The organism is Natronobacterium haloterrestre (assembly GCF_900112205.1).
Lineage (GTDB): Archaea > Halobacteriota > Halobacteria > Halobacteriales > Natrialbaceae > Natronobacterium > Natronobacterium haloterrestre.
In genome coordinates this window covers 14,881-33,531 of record NZ_FOKW01000013.1, presented here as the reverse complement: position 1 = coordinate 33,531, position 18,651 = coordinate 14,881, and the positions used below count along the sequence as shown (strand labels likewise).

The 18,651-nt window shown below is 65.5% G+C and carries 16 protein-coding genes; 6 read left to right on the top strand and 10 right to left on the bottom strand.

Features of this window, described 5'->3' with window-relative positions; translation table 11 throughout:
- Positions 1-172: 172 nt before the first annotated feature.
- Entirely contained in the window at positions 173-556 is a 384-nt protein-coding gene (locus tag BM113_RS19340) for a DUF7857 domain-containing protein (protein ID WP_089789648.1), read from the top strand.
- Positions 553-1,227, top strand: a complete 675-nt coding sequence (locus BM113_RS19335; protein WP_089789647.1) for a nucleotide-binding protein — start codon at positions 553-555, stop codon at positions 1,225-1,227. The genes BM113_RS19340 and BM113_RS19335 overlap by 4 nt, the downstream gene beginning before the upstream one ends.
- Before the next feature lie 10 nt (positions 1,228-1,237).
- Here the strand turns inward: BM113_RS19335 and BM113_RS19330 are convergent, their stop codons facing one another.
- Entirely contained in the window at positions 1,238-2,611 is a 1,374-nt protein-coding gene (locus tag BM113_RS19330) for a DUF7125 family protein (protein WP_245758117.1), read from the bottom strand.
- A 151-nt stretch (positions 2,612-2,762) separates the two neighbouring features.
- Between BM113_RS19330 and BM113_RS19325 the strand changes: the two genes are divergently transcribed.
- The 3 genes from BM113_RS19325 to BM113_RS19315 all read left to right on the top strand — a co-directional run bounded on the left by BM113_RS19325 (position 2,763) and on the right by BM113_RS19315 (position 6,462).
- The gene (locus BM113_RS19325; protein ID WP_089789645.1) at positions 2,763-3,218 is read left to right on the top strand and encodes a pyridoxamine 5'-phosphate oxidase family protein; all 456 of its coding nucleotides are present in this window, start codon (positions 2,763-2,765) and stop codon (positions 3,216-3,218) included.
- Positions 3,219-3,385: 167 nt separating this feature from the next.
- Positions 3,386-5,029, top strand: coding sequence for an HPP family protein (locus tag BM113_RS19320; protein ID WP_089789644.1), 1,644 nt, complete (start codon positions 3,386-3,388; stop codon positions 5,027-5,029).
- Between the two features lie 359 nt (positions 5,030-5,388).
- A complete protein-coding gene (locus BM113_RS19315) occupies positions 5,389-6,462 on the top strand; it encodes an outer membrane protein assembly factor BamB family protein (RefSeq protein WP_089789643.1) in 1,074 nt (357 codons plus the stop codon).
- A gap of 9 nt (positions 6,463-6,471) precedes the next feature.
- On the opposite strand, the gene BM113_RS19310 is transcribed toward BM113_RS19315, so the two are convergent.
- The 9 genes from BM113_RS19310 to BM113_RS19265 are packed head-to-tail and all read right to left on the bottom strand — an operon-like array spanning position 6,472 to position 18,066.
- Positions 6,472-9,414 carry a DUF7286 family protein gene (locus BM113_RS19310; RefSeq protein ID WP_177209228.1) on the bottom strand — a complete coding sequence of 981 codons (2,943 nt, stop codon included), beginning with the start codon at positions 9,412-9,414 and terminating at the stop codon, positions 6,472-6,474.
- A 2-nt stretch (positions 9,415-9,416) separates the two neighbouring features.
- Positions 9,417-10,574 carry a DUF7284 family protein gene (locus BM113_RS19300; protein WP_089789641.1) on the bottom strand — a complete coding sequence of 386 codons (1,158 nt, stop codon included), beginning with the start codon at positions 10,572-10,574 and terminating at the stop codon, positions 9,417-9,419.
- Positions 10,571-11,047 carry a DUF7285 family protein gene (locus BM113_RS19295; protein ID WP_089789640.1) on the bottom strand — a complete coding sequence of 159 codons (477 nt, stop codon included), beginning with the start codon at positions 11,045-11,047 and terminating at the stop codon, positions 10,571-10,573. Before BM113_RS19295 ends, BM113_RS19300 begins: the two co-directional genes overlap by 4 nt.
- Entirely contained in the window at positions 11,025-11,930 is a 906-nt protein-coding gene (locus tag BM113_RS19290) for a DUF7283 family protein (RefSeq protein WP_089789639.1), read from the bottom strand. Before BM113_RS19290 ends, BM113_RS19295 begins: the two co-directional genes overlap by 23 nt.
- Positions 11,931-11,969: 39 nt before the next feature.
- Positions 11,970-13,703 carry a secretion system protein gene (locus tag BM113_RS19285; protein ID WP_089789638.1) on the bottom strand — a complete coding sequence of 578 codons (1,734 nt, stop codon included), beginning with the start codon at positions 13,701-13,703 and terminating at the stop codon, positions 11,970-11,972.
- Positions 13,704-13,708: 5 nt separating this feature from the next.
- Positions 13,709-15,670 carry an ATPase, T2SS/T4P/T4SS family gene (locus BM113_RS19280; protein WP_089789637.1) on the bottom strand — a complete coding sequence of 654 codons (1,962 nt, stop codon included), beginning with the start codon at positions 15,668-15,670 and terminating at the stop codon, positions 13,709-13,711.
- A gap of 5 nt (positions 15,671-15,675) precedes the next feature.
- On the bottom strand, positions 15,676-16,137 hold the full coding sequence (locus tag BM113_RS19275) for a DUF7311 family protein (protein ID WP_089789636.1): 462 nt from the start codon (positions 16,135-16,137) through the stop codon (positions 15,676-15,678).
- Complete coding sequence (locus tag BM113_RS19270; protein WP_089789635.1) at positions 16,134-16,952, bottom strand: DUF7310 family coiled-coil domain-containing protein; 819 nt, start codon at positions 16,950-16,952, stop codon at positions 16,134-16,136. The genes BM113_RS19275 and BM113_RS19270 overlap by 4 nt, the downstream gene beginning before the upstream one ends.
- A gap of 25 nt (positions 16,953-16,977) precedes the next feature.
- Complete coding sequence (locus BM113_RS19265; RefSeq protein ID WP_089789634.1) at positions 16,978-18,066, bottom strand: ATP-binding protein; 1,089 nt, start codon at positions 18,064-18,066, stop codon at positions 16,978-16,980.
- A gap of 75 nt (positions 18,067-18,141) precedes the next feature.
- Here BM113_RS19265 and BM113_RS19260 point away from each other — a divergent pair, with 75 nt between their 5' ends.
- Entirely contained in the window at positions 18,142-18,645 is a 504-nt protein-coding gene (locus BM113_RS19260; RefSeq protein WP_089789633.1) for a DUF7382 domain-containing protein, read from the top strand.
- The last annotated feature ends 6 nt before the right edge of the window (positions 18,646-18,651 follow it).

The following is an 18,651-nucleotide window of genomic DNA, read 5'->3' as shown; positions in this document are numbered from 1 at the left end:
CTCACGCCGCCCTCGAGCGATCTTTTCTCGAGTAACTCTCCCAGACCGTCACACTCCGGGCACCGAGCGTTCATCGACTCTCGATACTCGGTCCGAACGTATGAGTTGTGGTTCCAATCAGTTTGGTTTCGCCGTCCGAGAGTTTAAATCGGATCGAGCGGCCACCGTCCCCATGGCCGATTCGATCGATCTCGAGACGAACACTACCCCCCGCCACGGCGTCACGTTCGTCAGCGTGACTGTCACGAACGGCCGGGCGACGCCTCAGCGCGTGCGGCTCGAGACCCGGTTCGACGCGCCGGTCTGGACCCCGAGTGCCGGGCGCGGGGCTGCGGTCGAGTGGACCAACGGCGCGTGGCGAGGCGTCGTCGACCCGGGGCGAACCCGCGGACTCGGGTTCGCGACTCCCGCCGACCCCCGGCCGGAGCCGGTCCAGGTAACCGCCGCGACCCGTGTTTCCGGGCCAGACGGGCTGTCTTCGCCGGACGTTATCCTCGATTCTCTCGAGTCCGGCTCGCCGGCCGGCGTTCCGCCGTCGACGTCGATCGACGGATGATCGTGGCGGTCGGAGGTGGCAAAGGGGGCGTCGGCAAGACGACTGTCGCGTTGAATCTCGCCCGGGAGCTCGGGGCAGTCGTCGTCGACGGCGACCTCGCGACGGGCGATCTCCCCTCTTCCGAAGGTCCGTCGCTGCACGACGTGCTCGCCGGTCGAGCCGACCCCGGCGACGCGGTCGTCGAGCACGGTGCCGTCCCCGTGCTCTCGAGCGGTCGCTCGCTCGCCGGCGTCCGGGCGTCGCCTCTCTCCGAACTCCCGCGGGTCCTGCACCGACTGGAACGCGAGCGGGGACGTGTCGTCGTCGACTGCCCTGCAGGGCTCGCCCGCGACGTCGGCTATCCGCTACACGCGGCGACCGTGGCCGTACTCGTGACGGTCCCGGAACGGGCCGCTATCGTGGACGCGGTCCGTACACGAGCGCTCGCTCGCGACCTCGGAACGCCGGTCGGAACGATCGTCCTCAACCGGGCGTCCGACGACGGCATCGCGGGGATCGCAGACCGACTCGAGTCGAAACTCGGCACTGGAGTCGCAACCCTCGCGGAGCGGTCGACGATTGCCGTCGCCGCCGAACGCGACAGGCCGGTCCGGGACGCGTATCCGACCTGTCCGTCGGTCGACTCCTTCGTGTCGATCGCGAGCACGCTCGAGACTGCCACGGAGAAGTAAGCCCGTACCGCTACTCCGCTTTCCCTTGCCGGTCGTCCCGTTTCGCGGCGAACTCGAAGGCGGTCGGGTCGCCTTCCGAATCGAGATCATCCCGCTCGCCTTTCTCATGCCGGTCGAGTTCGACGATCGGCGATCGACGGCCGTCGGACCGAAATTTCGGTACCGCGATACGGTGCTCGACGCCCGTTCCGACGCCTGCGCTGATCGTCCGGACGTCGAACACCGCGTCGGCGAGGTGTAGCGTCGTCGTTCGTCGGTTCGGCTCCGCGCCCCGGAGACAGTGCAGTATGGCGATTCCACCCGTCTCGGCCATTCGATCGGCGACGGCGTTCAGCACGTCCGGGTACGCCTCGCCGGCCGTTCGCTCGAGCGGGGCCACCGAGTCGATCACGAGGTTCGCACCCTCCGGTAACTCCCCGATCAGTCGGCGTGCGTGTTCGACCGGCTCGTCCCGGTCGAGTCGCCGTACCGTCGGGTTGCCGGTCCGGACCGTCGTCGACTGAATCGCCCGCTCGACGTCGTTCCTCGAGCGATCGGTCGTCAGGTACAGCGTTCCCCTGGTCGCGGTCGCCTCGTAGAGGAGCCGTTCCGACTGACTGGCCGGATGAGCCGTCACGGCGACGACCGTTCCGGGCGGTACGCCGCCGAGTGTCCGATCGACGGCGCGGTTCCCGGTCGAGAGCAGGGACTTCGCCGACCCCTCACGATCGCTGCCGGGGGACGGGGTCGCGGTCGCCCGGCGGGCGACTGCAGCCGCGAGGTCGTCGAACGCCGTTCGCGCGGCGGCTTCCGTCAGCGGCGACTCGCAGTCCGGGACGGTGCCGAGAACAGGGATACCGAGACTCGACTCGAGGGTATCGGTCACTCCATCGGTCAGGGTGACGATTGCACCGGCGATGGGGGTATCGAGTCGGCGCGCGATTTCGACCGTCGTGGCGGCCGCGTCCAGACCGCGGTCGGTGGCGGTCGTCACTACGACGGCCGCGTCGGCGTACTCCAGTGGTTCGACCGCGTCGGGGCCGGCCCCGGACGGACAGTCGACCAGTACCTCGGCGCCGGTTCGCTCGAGGCGATCGATGGCGAGTTCGAAATCGACTTCGGCCCGCTCCGACGGCTCCGGTGCGGGGACGATCCCGACGCCGGCACCGACACCGTCGCCATCGGGTCCCTGCCGACCCTGGACGACCGCCTCGAGTTCCCCATCGGACGCGACGTCGACGAGCGTGGGGGTCCGATCCGCCCCTGCGACGACGTGCAGGTTGGGTAACTGTCGGTCGGCGTCGACGGCCACGGCGGGCGTGCCCGCTCGCGAGAACGCGTCCGCCAATCCGATCGTCACCGTCGTCTTTCCACAACCGCCTTTCGCGCCGGCGATAGCGAACATGCCGCGATTGGTCGCGCCTTCCCATTTGAACCTGCAGCCATCGCCCGGCATCGCTGCATCACTGTCCCCTCTCAGCGCGGAGGTCAGCGCGTGACGGCCGTGGTTTTCGACCGACGGCACCATTATTAGAATAGAACGTATATTGGTAACTATGGTCAATGACCTGCTCGAGGAGTCGAACACCGCGTCGATGAGTGAGCAACAGATGCGGACGCTCCTGGAGGAGGAAGGAATCGGCATCCTCGCGCTGCCGACCGAGGGCGTCCCGTACGTCGTCCCGATGTCGTTTGGGTACGACGGGGAGTCGATGCTGTACTTCGTCTATCTGCTGTTTGGAACCGAAAGCCGCAAAGAGAGTCTCTCGGACGACGTCGAGCGCGGGCGGTTTCTCGTCTACCGCGCCGAATCCGTCTACGACTGGCAGAGCGTGTCTCTGACCGGTCGGATCGCCGCCGTCCCGGACGACGAATGGGACACCCTGCGGGACGCGATGCAAAACGCCTGGCACCCCAATATATTCGCGTCCGCGAACCCGATGCGCGGCGTTCGGGGTTACCGGTTCCGGATCGAGTCGTGGACCGGGATCCAGCAACGGGACGGAGCCTAGATTTCGGTTCGGGACTCCCCTTCCGATGCCCGCTCGAACGAAGGCTGTGGGGTCGTCACCAGTGTCAGTAAGCCGTTAGACGGAACGCGCCCGACTCCCGGTCGTTCGAAATTTGACGTTCTGCGACCAGCGTAACGCCCTTCTCCGATCCAGCCGTAACGAAACGTATGCTCGAGGGTCTCCGGTCGCGCGTCCGTGCGATCGGGTCTCGGCTCCGTCGAATCGAACGGCGCGAACGACGCGAACTGCGGGCGTGGCTCGAGAACACGCGAAATCTGATCCGCCTCTCGGCGCTGCTTTTCGTCCCGGCGCTGCTCGGTTTCGTTACGGCCCTGTCGAACGCCGTTCCTGCCCTTCCGTTCTTGTTGTTTCCGCCGCTTGCGTCCGGAGCGTACACGCTCTTTTCCGAACCGGAGAGCGAGTACGCCTCCCCGCGGCGGTTCGTCGGGGGATTGACGCTGGGCGCAGTCTGTGGCTGGATCGCACTCGAGGTCGTCGGACGATATGGGTACGGCAGTTCTCCGGGAACGTTCGAGGCCCACGCCGGCGCCGCGGCCTTCGCTATCTTCCTCACCGGTTCGTTCACGTGGCTTCTCGATCTGGAGGAAGCACAATCGTTCTCGACTGCATTGCTCGTGCTCCTCACCGAACCGCTCGGCACGAATGCCGACGGTGCCGTCATCGGCGTGTTCCCCGGCCGAACGGGCGCCGCGATTGCTTACGTGTTCAGCGTCTTCGTCGCGACGTCGCTGGTCGCTGCCGCGTTCGTCGGATGGCGGCGGTGGTTCTTCCAGCGACGCGCTCATCTCCTCTACGCAAGCACGACGGCCGACGACGCAGTGCTCGTCCCGATTAGAGGTAACCATCCCGACGCGACTGCGATGCTCGGTGCCCGCCTCGCGGCCGCACACGACGCCGGCAAGGTGGTGCTCCTCGAGGTAGTCGATCGAGAGTCGGTCGACGACGTCTCGGACAGCCAGTCATCGAACGGGCCGGACGATACCGGCAGTGAGGAGGAAGCCGATGATCGTGAAAAGCAGTCCGCGGGAGGCCACCGAACTCACAGTTCGGCGCGATCGAATCCGGATGCAGACCAAGGGGGGGCCACACCGGATGGGGGTGACGGTCGAGCACGCGTCGAAACCCGAGTCGGAACCGAAACCGCCGAACTGCTCGAGGAATACGCCCGCGAGATCGAAGCGGAGACGAACGTACCCTGTCAAGTCGCCGTCGTCGCGGGCAACGAGGACGATCCGACGACCGTACTCGCGGCCGCCCGGAAAACGGAGTGCGATCTGATCGTCGCTCCCTACGAGTCACGTGAGGGCCACGACCGGGAGGGGCCGTCGGGGTTCGTTCGTGACCTCCTGCACGGTGGCCTCGACGTTCTGGTTCACCGCTCGAGGAAGGGCCGGGACGACTGGCAGCGAGCACTGGTCCCGGTTCGCCGCGAGAGCGATATCTCGCATGCGATGGTCGACTTTGCGACGCGGCTGGTGGGTGATGGAACCGTCAGTGTCTGTCACTGTCTCACTCGAGACCGGAACCGTCGGCGGGCCGAGCGAATGCTCACACGACTTCTCGAACCGTTCGACGGGAACGCCGACAGCGTGGACTGCGATTTCGAAAGCCGTGTCGTCGATGACACACCGGAGGCGTTCGTCGCCGACCGCGCGACGCAGTACGATATCGTTCTCGTTGGCGCAAGTACCGATCGTTCCACGGTGTCACGCATCGTCTCTGCACCTACCGCCGAGCGCATCACTGAACTCGACTCCGACCTCGCAATCGTTGCGACTGCTCGAGAATGATCGACTCCACCCGGTCTCTGGTGGCTGCTTGTCCACTCGAGTGGTGGCATTTGGTTCGTTGCAATGAGCTCGAACCCAATGTTGGTACCCAGATTATTCGTCTCGCAGCAGTTAAAACTAGGTAAGTGAGAGATATATCAGTGGTTCAAAAGTAATAAATGTATTACGAACGGTTGTCTCCACACAGTGACGACTGTATGCAACGGAGCAACAGAACTCGCCGTCAATGGTTGCGGACGTGTGCTACGACGGCGTCGGTCCCCGCGCTCGCAGGATGTGCAAGTTACCTGAACGAGAACGAAGATGGTGCCCCGTCCGACTCGCTCCTCCGCGACCGCCCGGCCAGTGCCGAGTGGCGCATGTACGGCGTCGACCTGGCGAACACCGGTCACCAACCCGATGCTCGAGGCCCCGATGGGTCGGGGGACGACGGCGTCGACGTCGACTGGGAGTTCGAAACCGACGACTCGCTCGCCGCTACGCCGCTTCTCATCGACGGAACGCTGTACGTCGGTTCGCACGACGAACGGTTCTACGCGATCGACCCTGAAACCGGCGACGAGGAGTGGTCGGTCGACCTGGAAACCTCGTTGCGCCCAACGCCCGCGTACGCCGATGGCAACTTCTACCTCTCCGGCAACCGCGAACTGCTGTCGATCGACGCCGAGTCAGGTGACGTGCGATGGCGCGAAGACGGGACGAACTCCAACCCGTACTATCCGCTCGTCCTCGACGACTCGACGGGAGTCGTCACCGACAACGAGCACCTCTGGCGGTTCGATCTCGAGACTGGCACCCTCGAGGAGCCGATCGATCTCCTCCCCGACCCGTACGAGATGGGTGTTTCCGAAGCGCCGGCGATCAGCGACGGGACCGCGTACGTCGCCTACGAGGACCGCCTCGGTGCGATCGACCTCGGGACCGGTGAACGCGAGTGGGTGTTCGAAAACGAAGCAGGCGAGATTCTCCACCACATTAGCCCCGCCGTCGCGGACGGATTGGTCTACATCGGCGATGTCGAGGGGAACTTCTACGCTGTCGATGCCGATTCGGGCGACCTCGAATGGGAGTACGAAGCGACGACGGAAATCGCCTCGAGTCCGTCGGTTGCGAACGGCACTGTTTTCTTTGGGGATAGAAACCGGGTCATCGCCCTCGAAACCGAGGCCGGTGACAAAAAGTGGGATGCTGAAGTTCCGTTCCCTCAAAATATCCCATCCTTGATTGCTAATGGAATAGTTTATACCTCATCACACACGTATATATGTGCAATAAGATCCAGAACGGGAGAAAAAATTTGGTCTCACGAGTTCGGATCTGAGATCGATGATATCCGTGAAGCTTCTAACTATGCGATACGGATGACTCCTATCGCTTTCGATGGACGTATTTATCTAACGAACTCCAATAATCGAGTCCTTTCGATTAGTTAGATTTAGTATTTAGCTGGTAACCTCTCTTTTTGTACTGGGACCAGTCTCGTTCCAGTTTTCGGACACGTGTCCGGTACTATTCAGATTTCCAACACCTGGTGACCCTCGAGGCAAGAGCTGTGGGCTCGGAACGAACGTAACGACTGGAACGGAGTTTTCGAACGCTATTGGTTCCACCGAACCCGCTTTGACTTCGCCGTCCGCATTTGTTGCATCGATATAGACGGCTTTGTCCTCCCTGACGTAGGTCGTCGAGTCAGTTCGCGGCCCGTCGCCGCTCGTTGCTCTCACTTCGAATCGGGCATATTCTCCCCTGACGTCTACTTGCCAGGCATCCAGTTGCAGGAAGAAAAACTGCGGCCATGGAATGACCGGGGCTCCGGGAAATCCCACCTCGTTTTCGTATTTTGCTCCCAGCGGTGCATGCGCAGCTGGTGCCGGGTTCAACGGCCCGTTACCGTCCGGCCGTACTGCCGGTACTTCTTCCCGTTCGACCGTTTCGAGCGGAAGATAGGTCGGCGAGCCGTCGACAACGAGTCGAACGTCTTCGTGTAACGGCGAGCCGCCGGCCAGAGCCCATTCATCGTGGGGGTCGTCGCCGAGTACGTCTTCCGGATTGGCCAACAGTCCCTGGAAGAAACCGACGCTATCCTCGAGCATGTCGTTTGCTCCACCCAGTAGTTCGCCGATCATCTCGTCGGCTGCGTCGTTCGAATCATCGTGAATCTGGCCCATCGTTTCGATCCACGCGTAGATGTTCTCGAAGTATCGTTGGCGAACCTCTGCCCGGGCCATATCCGGTGCGTTCTCGTACGAACCGTCGGTCCCGTTGTAGACGACCTCATCCTCGAGTTCGGCGACCTTCGATTCGAGCTCGTAGATCGGACTCTCGCCGGTCACCATCTCGAACAGATCGACCTCCAGCGGTTCGATCTCCGTAACGACGGTTAGATGCGTTTCCGATAGCTCGTTCTGGAGCCAGGTATCGATATCGTCCGCTTGTAGGTCGAGTTCACCTTCCGTATCGTAGTCGATCGCCGATTCGAAATCGTCTCTACTGAGGATAGTACTCGACTGCGACTCGATACGACTCTCAAGCGTATCCTCGCTTCGCGTTCCGAATAGTTCCTCGAGAGATTTCATCGCCGCACCGTCGAAATTGTCTACTCCGATCGGTCCGACTGCCCCTCCTCGTTCGAGTGCGGTTTCCATCCCTCTCGATCTATCGACGGTCGCATCCGGCGCAAATTCTCCCGCGATGGTGAATTCCGCAGTGTATGTGATATCTTTTCTATCTGAATCGATCGTAACGTTTGACGTGTTACCGTGTCCTTCCCAAACCGCTCGTTCTTGGACCGTGTTTTCGAATTCGATATTGACATCAACGAGATCTCTCTTTAGATCGGTCGTATTCTCCTTTCGCCCGGAAAACGTTACGTTAGCACCATCTCCTGGGAAAACAAGGTATTCCGTTCCTTGATAGGTGTGGTTCTCGCTCCCGATAGGCCCCTCTCTGAGGGCGGCGTCCGGCAGTGGGTTCTCTCGTGAAAGTCGTTCTTTCGTCTCAATATTTAGGTTGTATACGTCTGATACAGATTTATGTATTTCATTATGATTATCAATTCTGCCCATCAATTTCTCCAAATCATCGGCTATATTTTTAATTTCTTTTTCTTTATCAGCGTTATCTATATTGCTTTGATAATATGAATCCAGATATTTTTCGCTAAACTTGTTCTTCTCTACGAGCGTCTCATTGAATTCCTCTTCCAAATCACTCATCCCAAAAGCTGTCGTCTCGGCAAACGCAGCCTCCGCGAACGGATGAATCTCTAACTCCACCTCCATCTCGCCGCGTACATAGTCCTCGAGAACGAGCGTCAACAGCTCCTGAATCGTCGGTGGGTCCTCGAGTTCGCCCTCGACGTCGCCGAACACGTAATCGCTCTCACAGAGCGTTTCCATGTCCTCGAAATCGGCGTCAACGACCTCTTCCCCGAGGTCGACCGCGAGACATGCCGCCGCACCTCGCATCACGCGATCCTCGTACGGATCGATGGCCCCGTTGCCGAACGCGTCTTTCTGGAGTGCAAAGATCGCGTCGTTCGCCAGCACCTCGGTGTGTTCGTTCGGCGTCACGTTTTCGAACGCACGATCGCTCGGGTCGTTGTCGAGGCGGTCGTAATAGGCTTTGCCCCAGACGAGCGGATACAGCCGGGCCGCGAGCTTGCGGCTGAATCCTTCGTAGCCGTCCGCTTCCCGGAACCCGTCGTTGAGGCCCCGTTCGAACCGTTCCGTTCGCTCGTGGAGTTCGAACAGCATCGTCCCGACAGTGACCGTTATCGCCCGTCGGTCGCGGACCCGGGTATTCCCGTCGTCGCTCTCGAGGCGGATCGAGACGTCTTCGATCGTCGTTCTGAGGAGTCCAGTCGCTGGGCCGTTGCCGTTACCGTCCTCGTCCCCGTCCCCGTTCCCGTTCCAGTACTCGAGTTCGACGCGATCGATCGCCGCTTCGACGCTCGCTCGATCGTTCCAGTCGACGGGCTCGAGGTCGACGGTCGTCTCGGCCGACCCGCGCAGTTCCTGTCCGGCCGCCGGCAGCGTTCGCTCGGCTTCGGCGTAGATCAGCAGCTTCAGATAGCGTTCGAACTCGTCGCCATCGGGATCCGCTATCGCGTTACCGACCGGCGTGTCGGCGGTCGTTCCGAGCGGCGCCCGGGCCGCGTCGTCGGTCGCGCGCAGGGCTGCCCTCCGCAGTTCAGACTGGACGAGCGGTTCGGTTCGATCGAGCGCAAGCATCGGATCCGCGTCGACTTCGGCTTCGTCTCGCGATTCCAGAATGCCGACGACGGTAACACTACTCACCAATAGCAGGACGCCGATAATCGCGAACGGCACCCGCGCTCGGTCGTCGAGCGAAACTCTAATCGTGTGCGGTTGCTGGCGTGCCATCGTTACGGTTCCCAGGTCTGGACGGTGATCGTCGCCTCCTCGAGGGCGATCGACTCGACGAGCAGGTCTTCGACGCGTTCGTCGGCCGCCTCGTCGTCGTACTCCCGGTCGATCTCCTCGAGTTCGGGCGCGAGGGCGTCGTTCCGAAGGTCGTCGGCGATCACGGCCGCGAGTCCGTTCGGCTCGTCCTCGTCGCCGAACCATTCCTGTAGATCGTCGAGCATCGTCTCAGGCCCTCGCTCGCCGTAGACGAGCCGCTCGTTTGCGGCCGTCGCGTTAGCGGTGCTTCGGGAGAGTGGTCCCCCTTCGTCGTCCGGGTCGTCAAACTCGACGCCGACGGCGGCCGCCGTCTCCCGGTAGTGGTAGACCTTCAGCGACCGGTCCAGTCCCTGACTCTCGAGGGCGTGCTGGGACTGTTCGGGCGGAAAATACCCCTCGACGAGGCGCTCGGCGAGCAGTTCGGCGACCAGCGTGATCCCCTCTTCCCGATCGTCGCCGCGGTCGTAGGCGTCCCTGATCGCCGCCTCCTCGAGTGGCGGGAGGCCGCTCGAGACAGTGATCGTCGCGCTGCCGACGTCCTCGTCGACGGGCGGTCGTTCGCCGGCCGTCGCCCTCCCGCGGATCGAGGCGTTCTCGTAGGGTTCCCAGACAGCGACGGCGTAGACCCGGTGGCGGTGGTGATCCTGATTGCGATCGCGGTCCGCACCGACGAGCGTGCTCCCGATCGATCCGTCGACTGCGTCCTCGTACTCGTCGCCGTATGCCAGCAGCTCGTGGTCGCCGATCCCCGCGTTCGTGACCGCCGCATCGGCGAGCAACCCCGTCGCCGGACCGTACTCGGCGCGTTCGTACGCGCCCGAGGGCGTCAGCCCCGGCGGGACGTAGCTGTCGCTCGATTCGACGCCGCCGATGTCGTACTGGATCGAGAGCGTCGTCGCGGCGAGCGTCTCGGCGGTCCGTTCCGCACTGGTCCCGTCGAACCGTTCGGCCCCGGTTCCGTCCTCGAGGTAGAGACCCAGAACCAGTACGCTCGCGCTGATCAGCAACAAGGCGAGTGAGACGTCGAGGACGGTGCTGACGGCACGCTCGTCCGTGCCGTTTCGCATCGACCGGTTCGGGCCGTCGTCCCTCGCTCCGTTGCTCGAGTGTCTCCCCCTCATTGGGACCACACCTCCACCCGAAGCGTCCCGCCGCGGACGTCCCCTGGCTCGAGTTCGACCGGAACCGGCCGAGTCGCGACGCCGGTGTCCGCCGGCGGGTCCCCGACACGAGCGGGATCGCGGACGGTTCCGTCGGCGTGGAACCGGGCGTGGTCGATCACGCGTTTTTCACCGTCGTCGACGGTCGTGATGGCGACGTGGACCGTCTTCCCTTCCGGGAGGGAGTCGATCCGAACCCGGTTCCTGATCGCGCCGTCGTTCCCGTCGATTGCGGTGAAGACGCCGTTTTCGGAGACGTCGTCCCAGACGCGGTCGATCGCGACCGACTCTGGCGTTCGATCGGTCGTCTCCCCGAGGACACCGGTGAGGTAACCGCCGTACAACCCGACGGCGAGACCGATCGTCGCGACGGCGACCAGCGCCGCCAGCGGCTCCGTCTGACCCCGATCCCTACGTGCTGACGAGCGTGACATGGTAGGCCTCCGGAATGGACGACGTTCGGTCGACGTAGCCGAGGTCTTCTACAGGGACGTCGGTCCCGAGCGTTCCCTCGCCGCGGTCACAGACGTCGACTCGTTCTCCTGCCTGCGGAATCTCGACTGTCGCATCGCAGAGAGTGTCGCCGCTCGTCCCGACCCGAACGGTAAGGGGGAACTGGAGCGTGTTCCGGTCGCCGATATCGGTGAGATCGAGCACCACGCTCCCGGAACGGGACTCGAGGATTTCGTATGTCTCGACGTCGCCGCCGAGCGATCCCTCCGCCTCGAGTCGAAGCGGGACCTCCCGGTTGGTCTCGTAACTGAACTCGAGTTCGTCGGTCTGCTGGCCCGGCAGATCAGTGGTTTCGACGGTGACCGAGACATCGGGTGCGGACATCGTCCGGACCGCCCTCGTTCGCAACTCACCGTCGGCGCGTCGCCACTCGCCCGCGTTGTCCTCGTGGGCCGCCCTGACGTCGGTTAGGAATGCGTCGACGCCGTTCTCGCCCGGTGCAGCGATCTCCGTCGCGTATTCCTCCGTGACCGGGGTGCCGGACGTGACGTTCTCGAGTCGCTCGTGTCCGGTCACCGGGACGACCTGTCCGTAGGCGATGCTCGCGTGGGCGGTTCCGTGGTCGTTTCGCATGGCGATCGTCTTCCCGTCGATCCTGACGGCGTCGGCGTCGTGCTCGTAGGTCGTTGTCACGTATCCGCTCGTATCCGCCGTTCCAGCCGCCCGTTCGATGGCGTTTGCCGCTGCCGTTGCATCCGGCGGCGGCCCCGTCGGCAGTCCGAGCGCGATGCCGGCCGTCGCGAGGGTGACGAGGCTGACTGCGAGCCAGACGTACCACGCGTCGGCGGGCGTCTCCAGATCCATGCCGGCCGTGGCCGCGTGTTCCTATTTAAACCCCAGCAGCTACAGCAGGAGGTCGATCGCGACGATCGCGACGACGTATACGACCGTCGCCGACAGGAGTGCTCGCCCGGTATGGTAGCCGAACAGCGCCCCGTCGAGTCCGTACCGCAGGGCGTAGGACAGCGGTATCAGCACGAAACACAGCGTGAGGACGAACGCCCCGATCGAGAGCGCGAGCGGGTCTGTCGGGAACGCGGTCGACCCCGTCGTGCCCTGCACGTCGATGCCGGCCATCATATCCGCGAGTCCGACCGTCGCACCCGCTACGAGCGGGCCGAAGAAGGCAGCCGTATTGTCCAGCGTTCCCGTCACCTGCTCGAGGTTGCGTTTGGTCTTTCGCTCGAGTTCCTCGAGGTCTTCCAGGTGGTCGGCCATCGAGACGATCGCCCGGCCCGCCGGCCGCCCTTCGTCGGCGGCGATCGCTAGCAGGGCCGCGGTGCCGCGGGCCCGTGGGCTCGGCACGGTCCGGAGGGCCCCGTACTCACCGAGGAAGGCAGCTTCGACGTCGACGTGCAGGCGACGCTGGAGGGCCGCCGCGGTCCGGAACACCTCGCCGGTTTCGGCCGGGACCCGATCGCCGGCGAGTGCGACCGCGGACTCGACGGATTCGCCCTCCGCGACCTGCCGGCCGACGAGATAGAGTGCGTCGGTGAGGTGGGCTTCGACGTCCTTGACCGAGTGGCGAACCGAGAGTATCGGGTCGTAGATGGCGAGCAGTCCCGTTCCGAGGCCGAGTCCGACGCCCGCGATCGGCGCGAGGTGCGGGTATCCGATCCGGCCGATCGCCGCGTGGGCGACGACGCCGACCGCGACGCCTGCGAGGGATCGCCTCCACAGCCCGTCGGGGAGGTCAGGGTGATCGCGATCGACCGACGGCGGCGGGAACGCGACGGGTCGGCGGACGAGCAACCAGAGACTCGCGGCGACGAGCACCGCCGGGAGAGCGACGTTGTAAAGCAGCACGACCATCCAGATATTGACCGGCAGCCCGACCATCGGGACGGCGGGGACGAGCGCGACGAGCGCGAGCGGGAGCATCACCCCGAACGCGAACAGCGCACTCGTCGGGGCACGGATCGCCGCAGTGAACTCGGCCATCCGCTCGCGGGTCCCGTCGAGTATCGCCTCGAGCGCACGGTCGAGCGTCCGGGCCCGCTCAGCCTCCGGGGCCTCCTGTGCCGTCGCGAGCAGGTGCGCCGATCGTCGCAGTGCCGGGAACCGATCGGCCCACTCGTCGGCGAACGAGAGAAGCCCGGTCTCCGGCGTCCCCAGCGAGCGATCGACGTGGGCCGCGAGACTCGCTGCCAGCGGCCCACGTCCGGTCTCGGCCGCGAACCGGATCGCGCTCTCGAGAGAGGGCTGGACCTGCATCCTGAGTACCGTTCGGCCGACGAGATTGGGCGCGTCCCCCAGTGCCTCGGTGCGCTCGAACGCGGCGATCAATCCCGGCAACGAGTGTACCGCATGAATCGTCGCCAGGGGAACGAACACCAGGAGCGGAAGCACCGACACGAACGGAGCCGGCGTCACGGCGAGGAACGCGACCGGGAGGGCCGATACCATCCCGGCACCGTATCCCGAACGGACGACGGTTTTCGGCGGTAGATCGCACTCGAGACCGAGAAACGACAGGGCCTCGGCGAGTTCGTCGCCCGGATCCACCGGCCACGGATACAGCGCGGCGAACGCTCGAGCGAGGGTGACGAGGGGGTGAGTCACTTCCGACGTCGCCATGGGGATCACCCGTCACCCCTTCGGCGGCCGCGATCGGCGTACGCTTCGGCGACGTCGCCCGGGCTCGTGCGTCCGTCCGCGGCGAGTCCGGCGAGGGTTTCCCGGCGCGCCGCGAGCGTCGCCCGGACGTCCGCGTACGTCTCCCCCGGACCGGCGAGGTGGTCGACCAGGCGGCTCTCGCCACGGTCGATCCGGCCGGTCGGACGAGCGTCCTGCCCTTCGATGGCGTAGAGCGGTTCGAAGCGGACGTCGACCTGCCGTCCTTCTTTGTCGGCGTCCACCAGCACTTCCTCGATGCGGGCAAGTCGACGCGTTCGACCCGTCGGGGTCCGGTAGGTCTGGACGGTAACCACGAGGTCGGTCACGCCGAACGACGAGGGTTCGACGCCCAGGTCCGAGACGACTCGTTCGTAGACGTCGTCGGCACCGTCGCCGTGGATCGTACCGAGGACGGCGTTGGCGTTCGCTCCGACCCGCATCGCCTCGTAGAGGACGCCCGCTTCTTCGCCGCGAATCTCTCCCACGACGAGTGCGCCATCACCGAGTCGGAGCGCAGTCCTGAGTGCCTCGGCCGGCGAGAGTTCGGGTCCGTCGCCGGCGCCGGTACGCAGCGCCTGTACGTCGCGGCCGACCGACTGGAGGGGGTCGACGGGGAGCTCGGGGGTGTCCTCGATGATGACGGTCCGTGTCTCCGGTACCAATTCGTACAGCAGCGTTCCCAGCAGCGTCGTCTTCCCGGCTCCACGCGTGCCCGCGATGAGAACCGCCGCGTTGCGTTCGATCGCGACGGAGAGCAGGGCTGCGGCCGCCGCGGGAACCGTTCCGTTCGCGACCAGCGCGGGCAGGGTGAACGCGTCGTCGGCCTGCTCGCGGAACGCGAACGCCGTCCCGTCTGCGACCGGATCGGTGACGCCCGCGATCCGAATTTCCGTTCCGTTCTCGAGGGCGGCCGTCGCGTCGACGGTCGGCGTCGCCCGGGAGAACGCCCGTCCACTGGTTCGCCGGACCCGGGAGCCGAGCGCACGTGCGCCCGCCGCGGTCAGGTAGACGTTCGTCACCATCGATTCCCCGTCGGCGACCACCCGCAGCGGGTTCCGCGAGACGGGCGAGGTCGCGTAGACGTCGGTCACCGCCGGGTCGGCGAACAGGTCCTCGAGCACGCCGTAGCCGGCGGTGTGTTTCGCGAGGATCGAGCTCACGAGCGGATCCACCCGCTCCCCGTCGCTCACTCGCTCGATCGCCCGCGAGGCGACGCGTTCCCCCTCGACGGCGCCGGTCGCGATCGCTTCGTAGCCGTCGATCAATCGCGTCCGGTTCTCGGCCGACAGCGAGAGGTCGACGACGTCCAGGGCGTACAGCGGCACCCCGTCGGATCGATCGTAGATCCGTGCCTCGCTGCCGGTCTCGAGCGACCGAACGTCCCGGAGTCGTCCCTCGAACGAACGATCGAGGACGTAGTGGCCGATCTCGACCCCGACGGAGGGGGCGAGGTCGGCGTAGCCTTCGACGGCGCCTGCGGCTTCGATCAGACCGGCTTCGGCCCCGAGATCGGCGACGCGGTCGACCCGCGTCCGCAACTCCTCGCCGGCCGCGAGGGGGTCCGTCGCCGCCGCCTCGGCCAGTCGTTCGTGATCGTCCCCGATCAACTCGAGGAACTGTCCAGCGGCGACGAACAGGAGGACGGCCCGGTCGTCGTACCGGTACTCGAGCCCCTCCGAGCGGACGATCACCTCTCGGACGCTTCGCTCGACGAGCGCCTCGACGAAGGTCCGGCGGCACGTCGGGGCTTCGAGCAGGTCGCCGTCGTCGGGACAGTCGTCGGCGTCGACGATCAGTCGACCCTCGTCGAACGCGGTCGCACACGAACACCGGCCCGGGGTATCGTCGTCGCGAGATGTGACCCACCGCTCGAATCCGATCCGCTCGAGCGCCGGGCCGATAGCCCGTCGGGTAGCGTCGCCGAACATCGTCCTCAGTCGGTGGCGACGACGACCGGGTCGCCGTCGCCGTCCCGCTGGAGCGTGAGCGCGAGCGTACGCCGTTCCCCGACGCCGCCGAGTTCGACTGTTTCGTTCGCGGTCGGATCGGCGTGGACGATCGGCGCGTCGATCGGGTGCTGGCGTTCGGCCCGGCCGTCCGTGGCGTAGGACGCGAGGCTTCCGGTCTCGCCGATCCGTTCGATCCGGAGGTACGCGATCGGAGCCCTCGTCAGCGAGTCGGCCGGGAACGGGACCGTCACGGTTCGACGCGGTGCGGGGACGCCGTCCGGTGTGGGTTCTTCGCTCTCGAGTAGCGACACTGCGGCGTCGTCGATCGCTGCGACGTCTCCGGCGAATCCTCGTTCGCTCGCGACGCCCGCGGCGCTCTGGATCGCCGGGAGCGACAGGGCGATCACGGCGACGGTGAGCAACGCGGCGAGGACGTACCTGATCATAGCTTCGTTCGAAGCGCCGCGAGCAGTCCGGTTGCGTCGTCGTCACTCGCGTCGGAATCGCCCGTCTCTGGTTCGCTTCTTGCCGTTGTACTCGCGTCTTGATTCCTCGAATCTCTCGGTTCCGGCACGTCGCCCGGATTCGGCGAGGGGTCGTCCTCGAGTCGTCGGTCGACCGACCGCTGGTCCGCCGGAACGACGGTCGACTCGTCGGCGTCGGCGGACGCTCCAGTCGACGTTCGCCCGGCCGATTCGGGAAACGACGGCGTTCCGGCGTCGTCCCGGTCCCGTCGCGGCTCGCCGTCGTCCTCGTCCGTCGCATCCGCTCCCTCGACGACCGCTGTCGCCGTTCGTTCCGGCGCATTCGGCTCGGTGCTCGTCGAGCGGCCCGTTCCGGCCGCTGTGCTCGTCTCCGGGGTCTCGCCTGCGGTCGTCGCCGATCGTTTCCGGTTGGACTCGTCGTCCGGATCGGACTCGGTTCGATCCGGATGTCCGGTGCTCGCGTCAGGGTATCTGTCTTCGTCTCCGGATGCCGGAAGCCGTCGCTCGAGGCGATCTACGGCCGCGACCGCCGCCGCAGCCTGTCGCTCCACCTCCTCGTTGACCGCCTGGAGCTCGCCCGTGAACCCTTCCAGCGATCCGGTCCGACCCTCGAGGTCGGCGAGCCGACGCTCGTGTTCTTCGAGGCGCTCCTCGAGATCGGAAATCGCCGCGAGGGCCGACTCGAGATCCGCAAGCTCGTCGACCCTCGCGTCGCCGTCGACGACCGCGCGTTCGACCGCTGCGAGCCGTCGCTCGAGTCGCTCGGTGTCGGTCATGGGCGGTTTCGCCGACCGATCGTACTTAAACCTCGGCACCGCCTCCCCGGTCGGAACGATCCTCGTAGCCGGCGATATCGCTTGCTCGCGGGCTGTCCCCGCCGTGGGGGGTGTCCCGCCACCGGATTCGGGCCGCGTGTACCGTCTCGGTCGCGTCGTCGATCACGACGACCTCGCCGGGCCGTTCGGGCATCCGGTTGGCCAGCGATCCCTCGAAGTACGTCGGCTGTGCCGCCTCGAGCGCGTCCACGTCCGCGCCGGCGGTGAGCCGGTGGGTGACGAGAACGTCGGACTGGGAGATGCCGACCGGGGGAACGGCGCTCGGCCGCTGGGTCGCCGCGACCAGCGTGACGCCGGGTGCACGCCCCCGCGTGAGGATCGTCCGGAGGGCTGGTTCGGCGACCCCGTCGAAGAAGGCGTGAGCCTCGTCGAGCAACAGCCACGGGAGGCGGTCGATCGTCTCGTCGACGCGGGCCCGATAGAGCCCCTCCGCGACGCCGCGACAGACGGCGTTCATCGGCGCGGCGTCGCGTCCGGAGACGTCGACGACCGTCACTCCGGAGGTCGCGAGCTCCGCTGCGGAGAGTCCATCCGCGTCGAAGACGTCCCACGAATCGGCCAGCGACAGGTGGTTGATCGCCGCGCGACGATCGGCGGCCGGCGCGTCGGCGGAATCGACGCGCTCGCGCATGTCTTCGAGCGTCGCCGCCGAAAGGGCGGCCTGCCAGACCAGTCCGCCGGCCCCGCTTTCGGGCGAAAGCCCGAGTAGTTCACACCAGGAACGGGGATCGAGCGCGCCGGGGGCGACGGCCGGCGACTCGAGGACCGTCGCCGGAACCGGGTCGCCGTCCGCCGGTTCCGAGAGCGTACGGAACGCGCCCATCGGGTCGATGATCACGGGGGCAACCCCCGGTGTCCGCGCGAGCGCCTCCGCGACTACGCCGAGCGTGTAGGACTTTCCGTAGCCGCGCTTTCCGACCACGAGCACCGCGTGGGGCCGATCGAGATCCAGATAGAGGGCTGCCCCGTCGCTGCCGTCGAGCGCCCGGTACCTGCCCAGGCGACCGACCGGCCCGCTCTCGAGGTCGTCTTCGCGACCGAGTACGAACTCCATCGCCGGTCGTTGCCTGGGCATCCCTCTTCAATCCTCGTCCCGGGGTTTAAACCGGAAGCCTGGGCCAACCGGGGTATGCGATCGAAAGCAGTCGCCGGGAACCAGCGCCGGCACTCGGCCGCAGGCGACTCGTTCGCCGACGACGACCGCGCTATCGAGGGATTGCCGATCCGGCTCGTGATCGCGCTCACGGTCGGTGTCGCGGCACTGGCGCTCATGCTCAATATGCTCGGAGGGATCGGTGACGTCGGTGACACCGAGGTCACGGTCGAAGTGGCCAACGACGACCAGGTCGTCGAGGCCGACGCCGACGCCGACGTCTCGGTTTTCGTCATCGACGAGAACGGAAACAACGTCCAGGACGCGACGGTCCTCGTCTCGGCGGGCTCGGCCCAACTCAACGGCGTCGAGGAGGCTCACACCGGGGCGGACGAAAACGAGGCCATCGTCGAACTCGAGGAACCCAGCCTTCGGGCCGACCAGGACATGGGGACGCTCGAGATCGACATCGTCCCGCCTTCGGACAGCAACTACATCGACGAACAGCCGAACCCGGAGATCATCGTCACGGAGGCCTGACGCGAC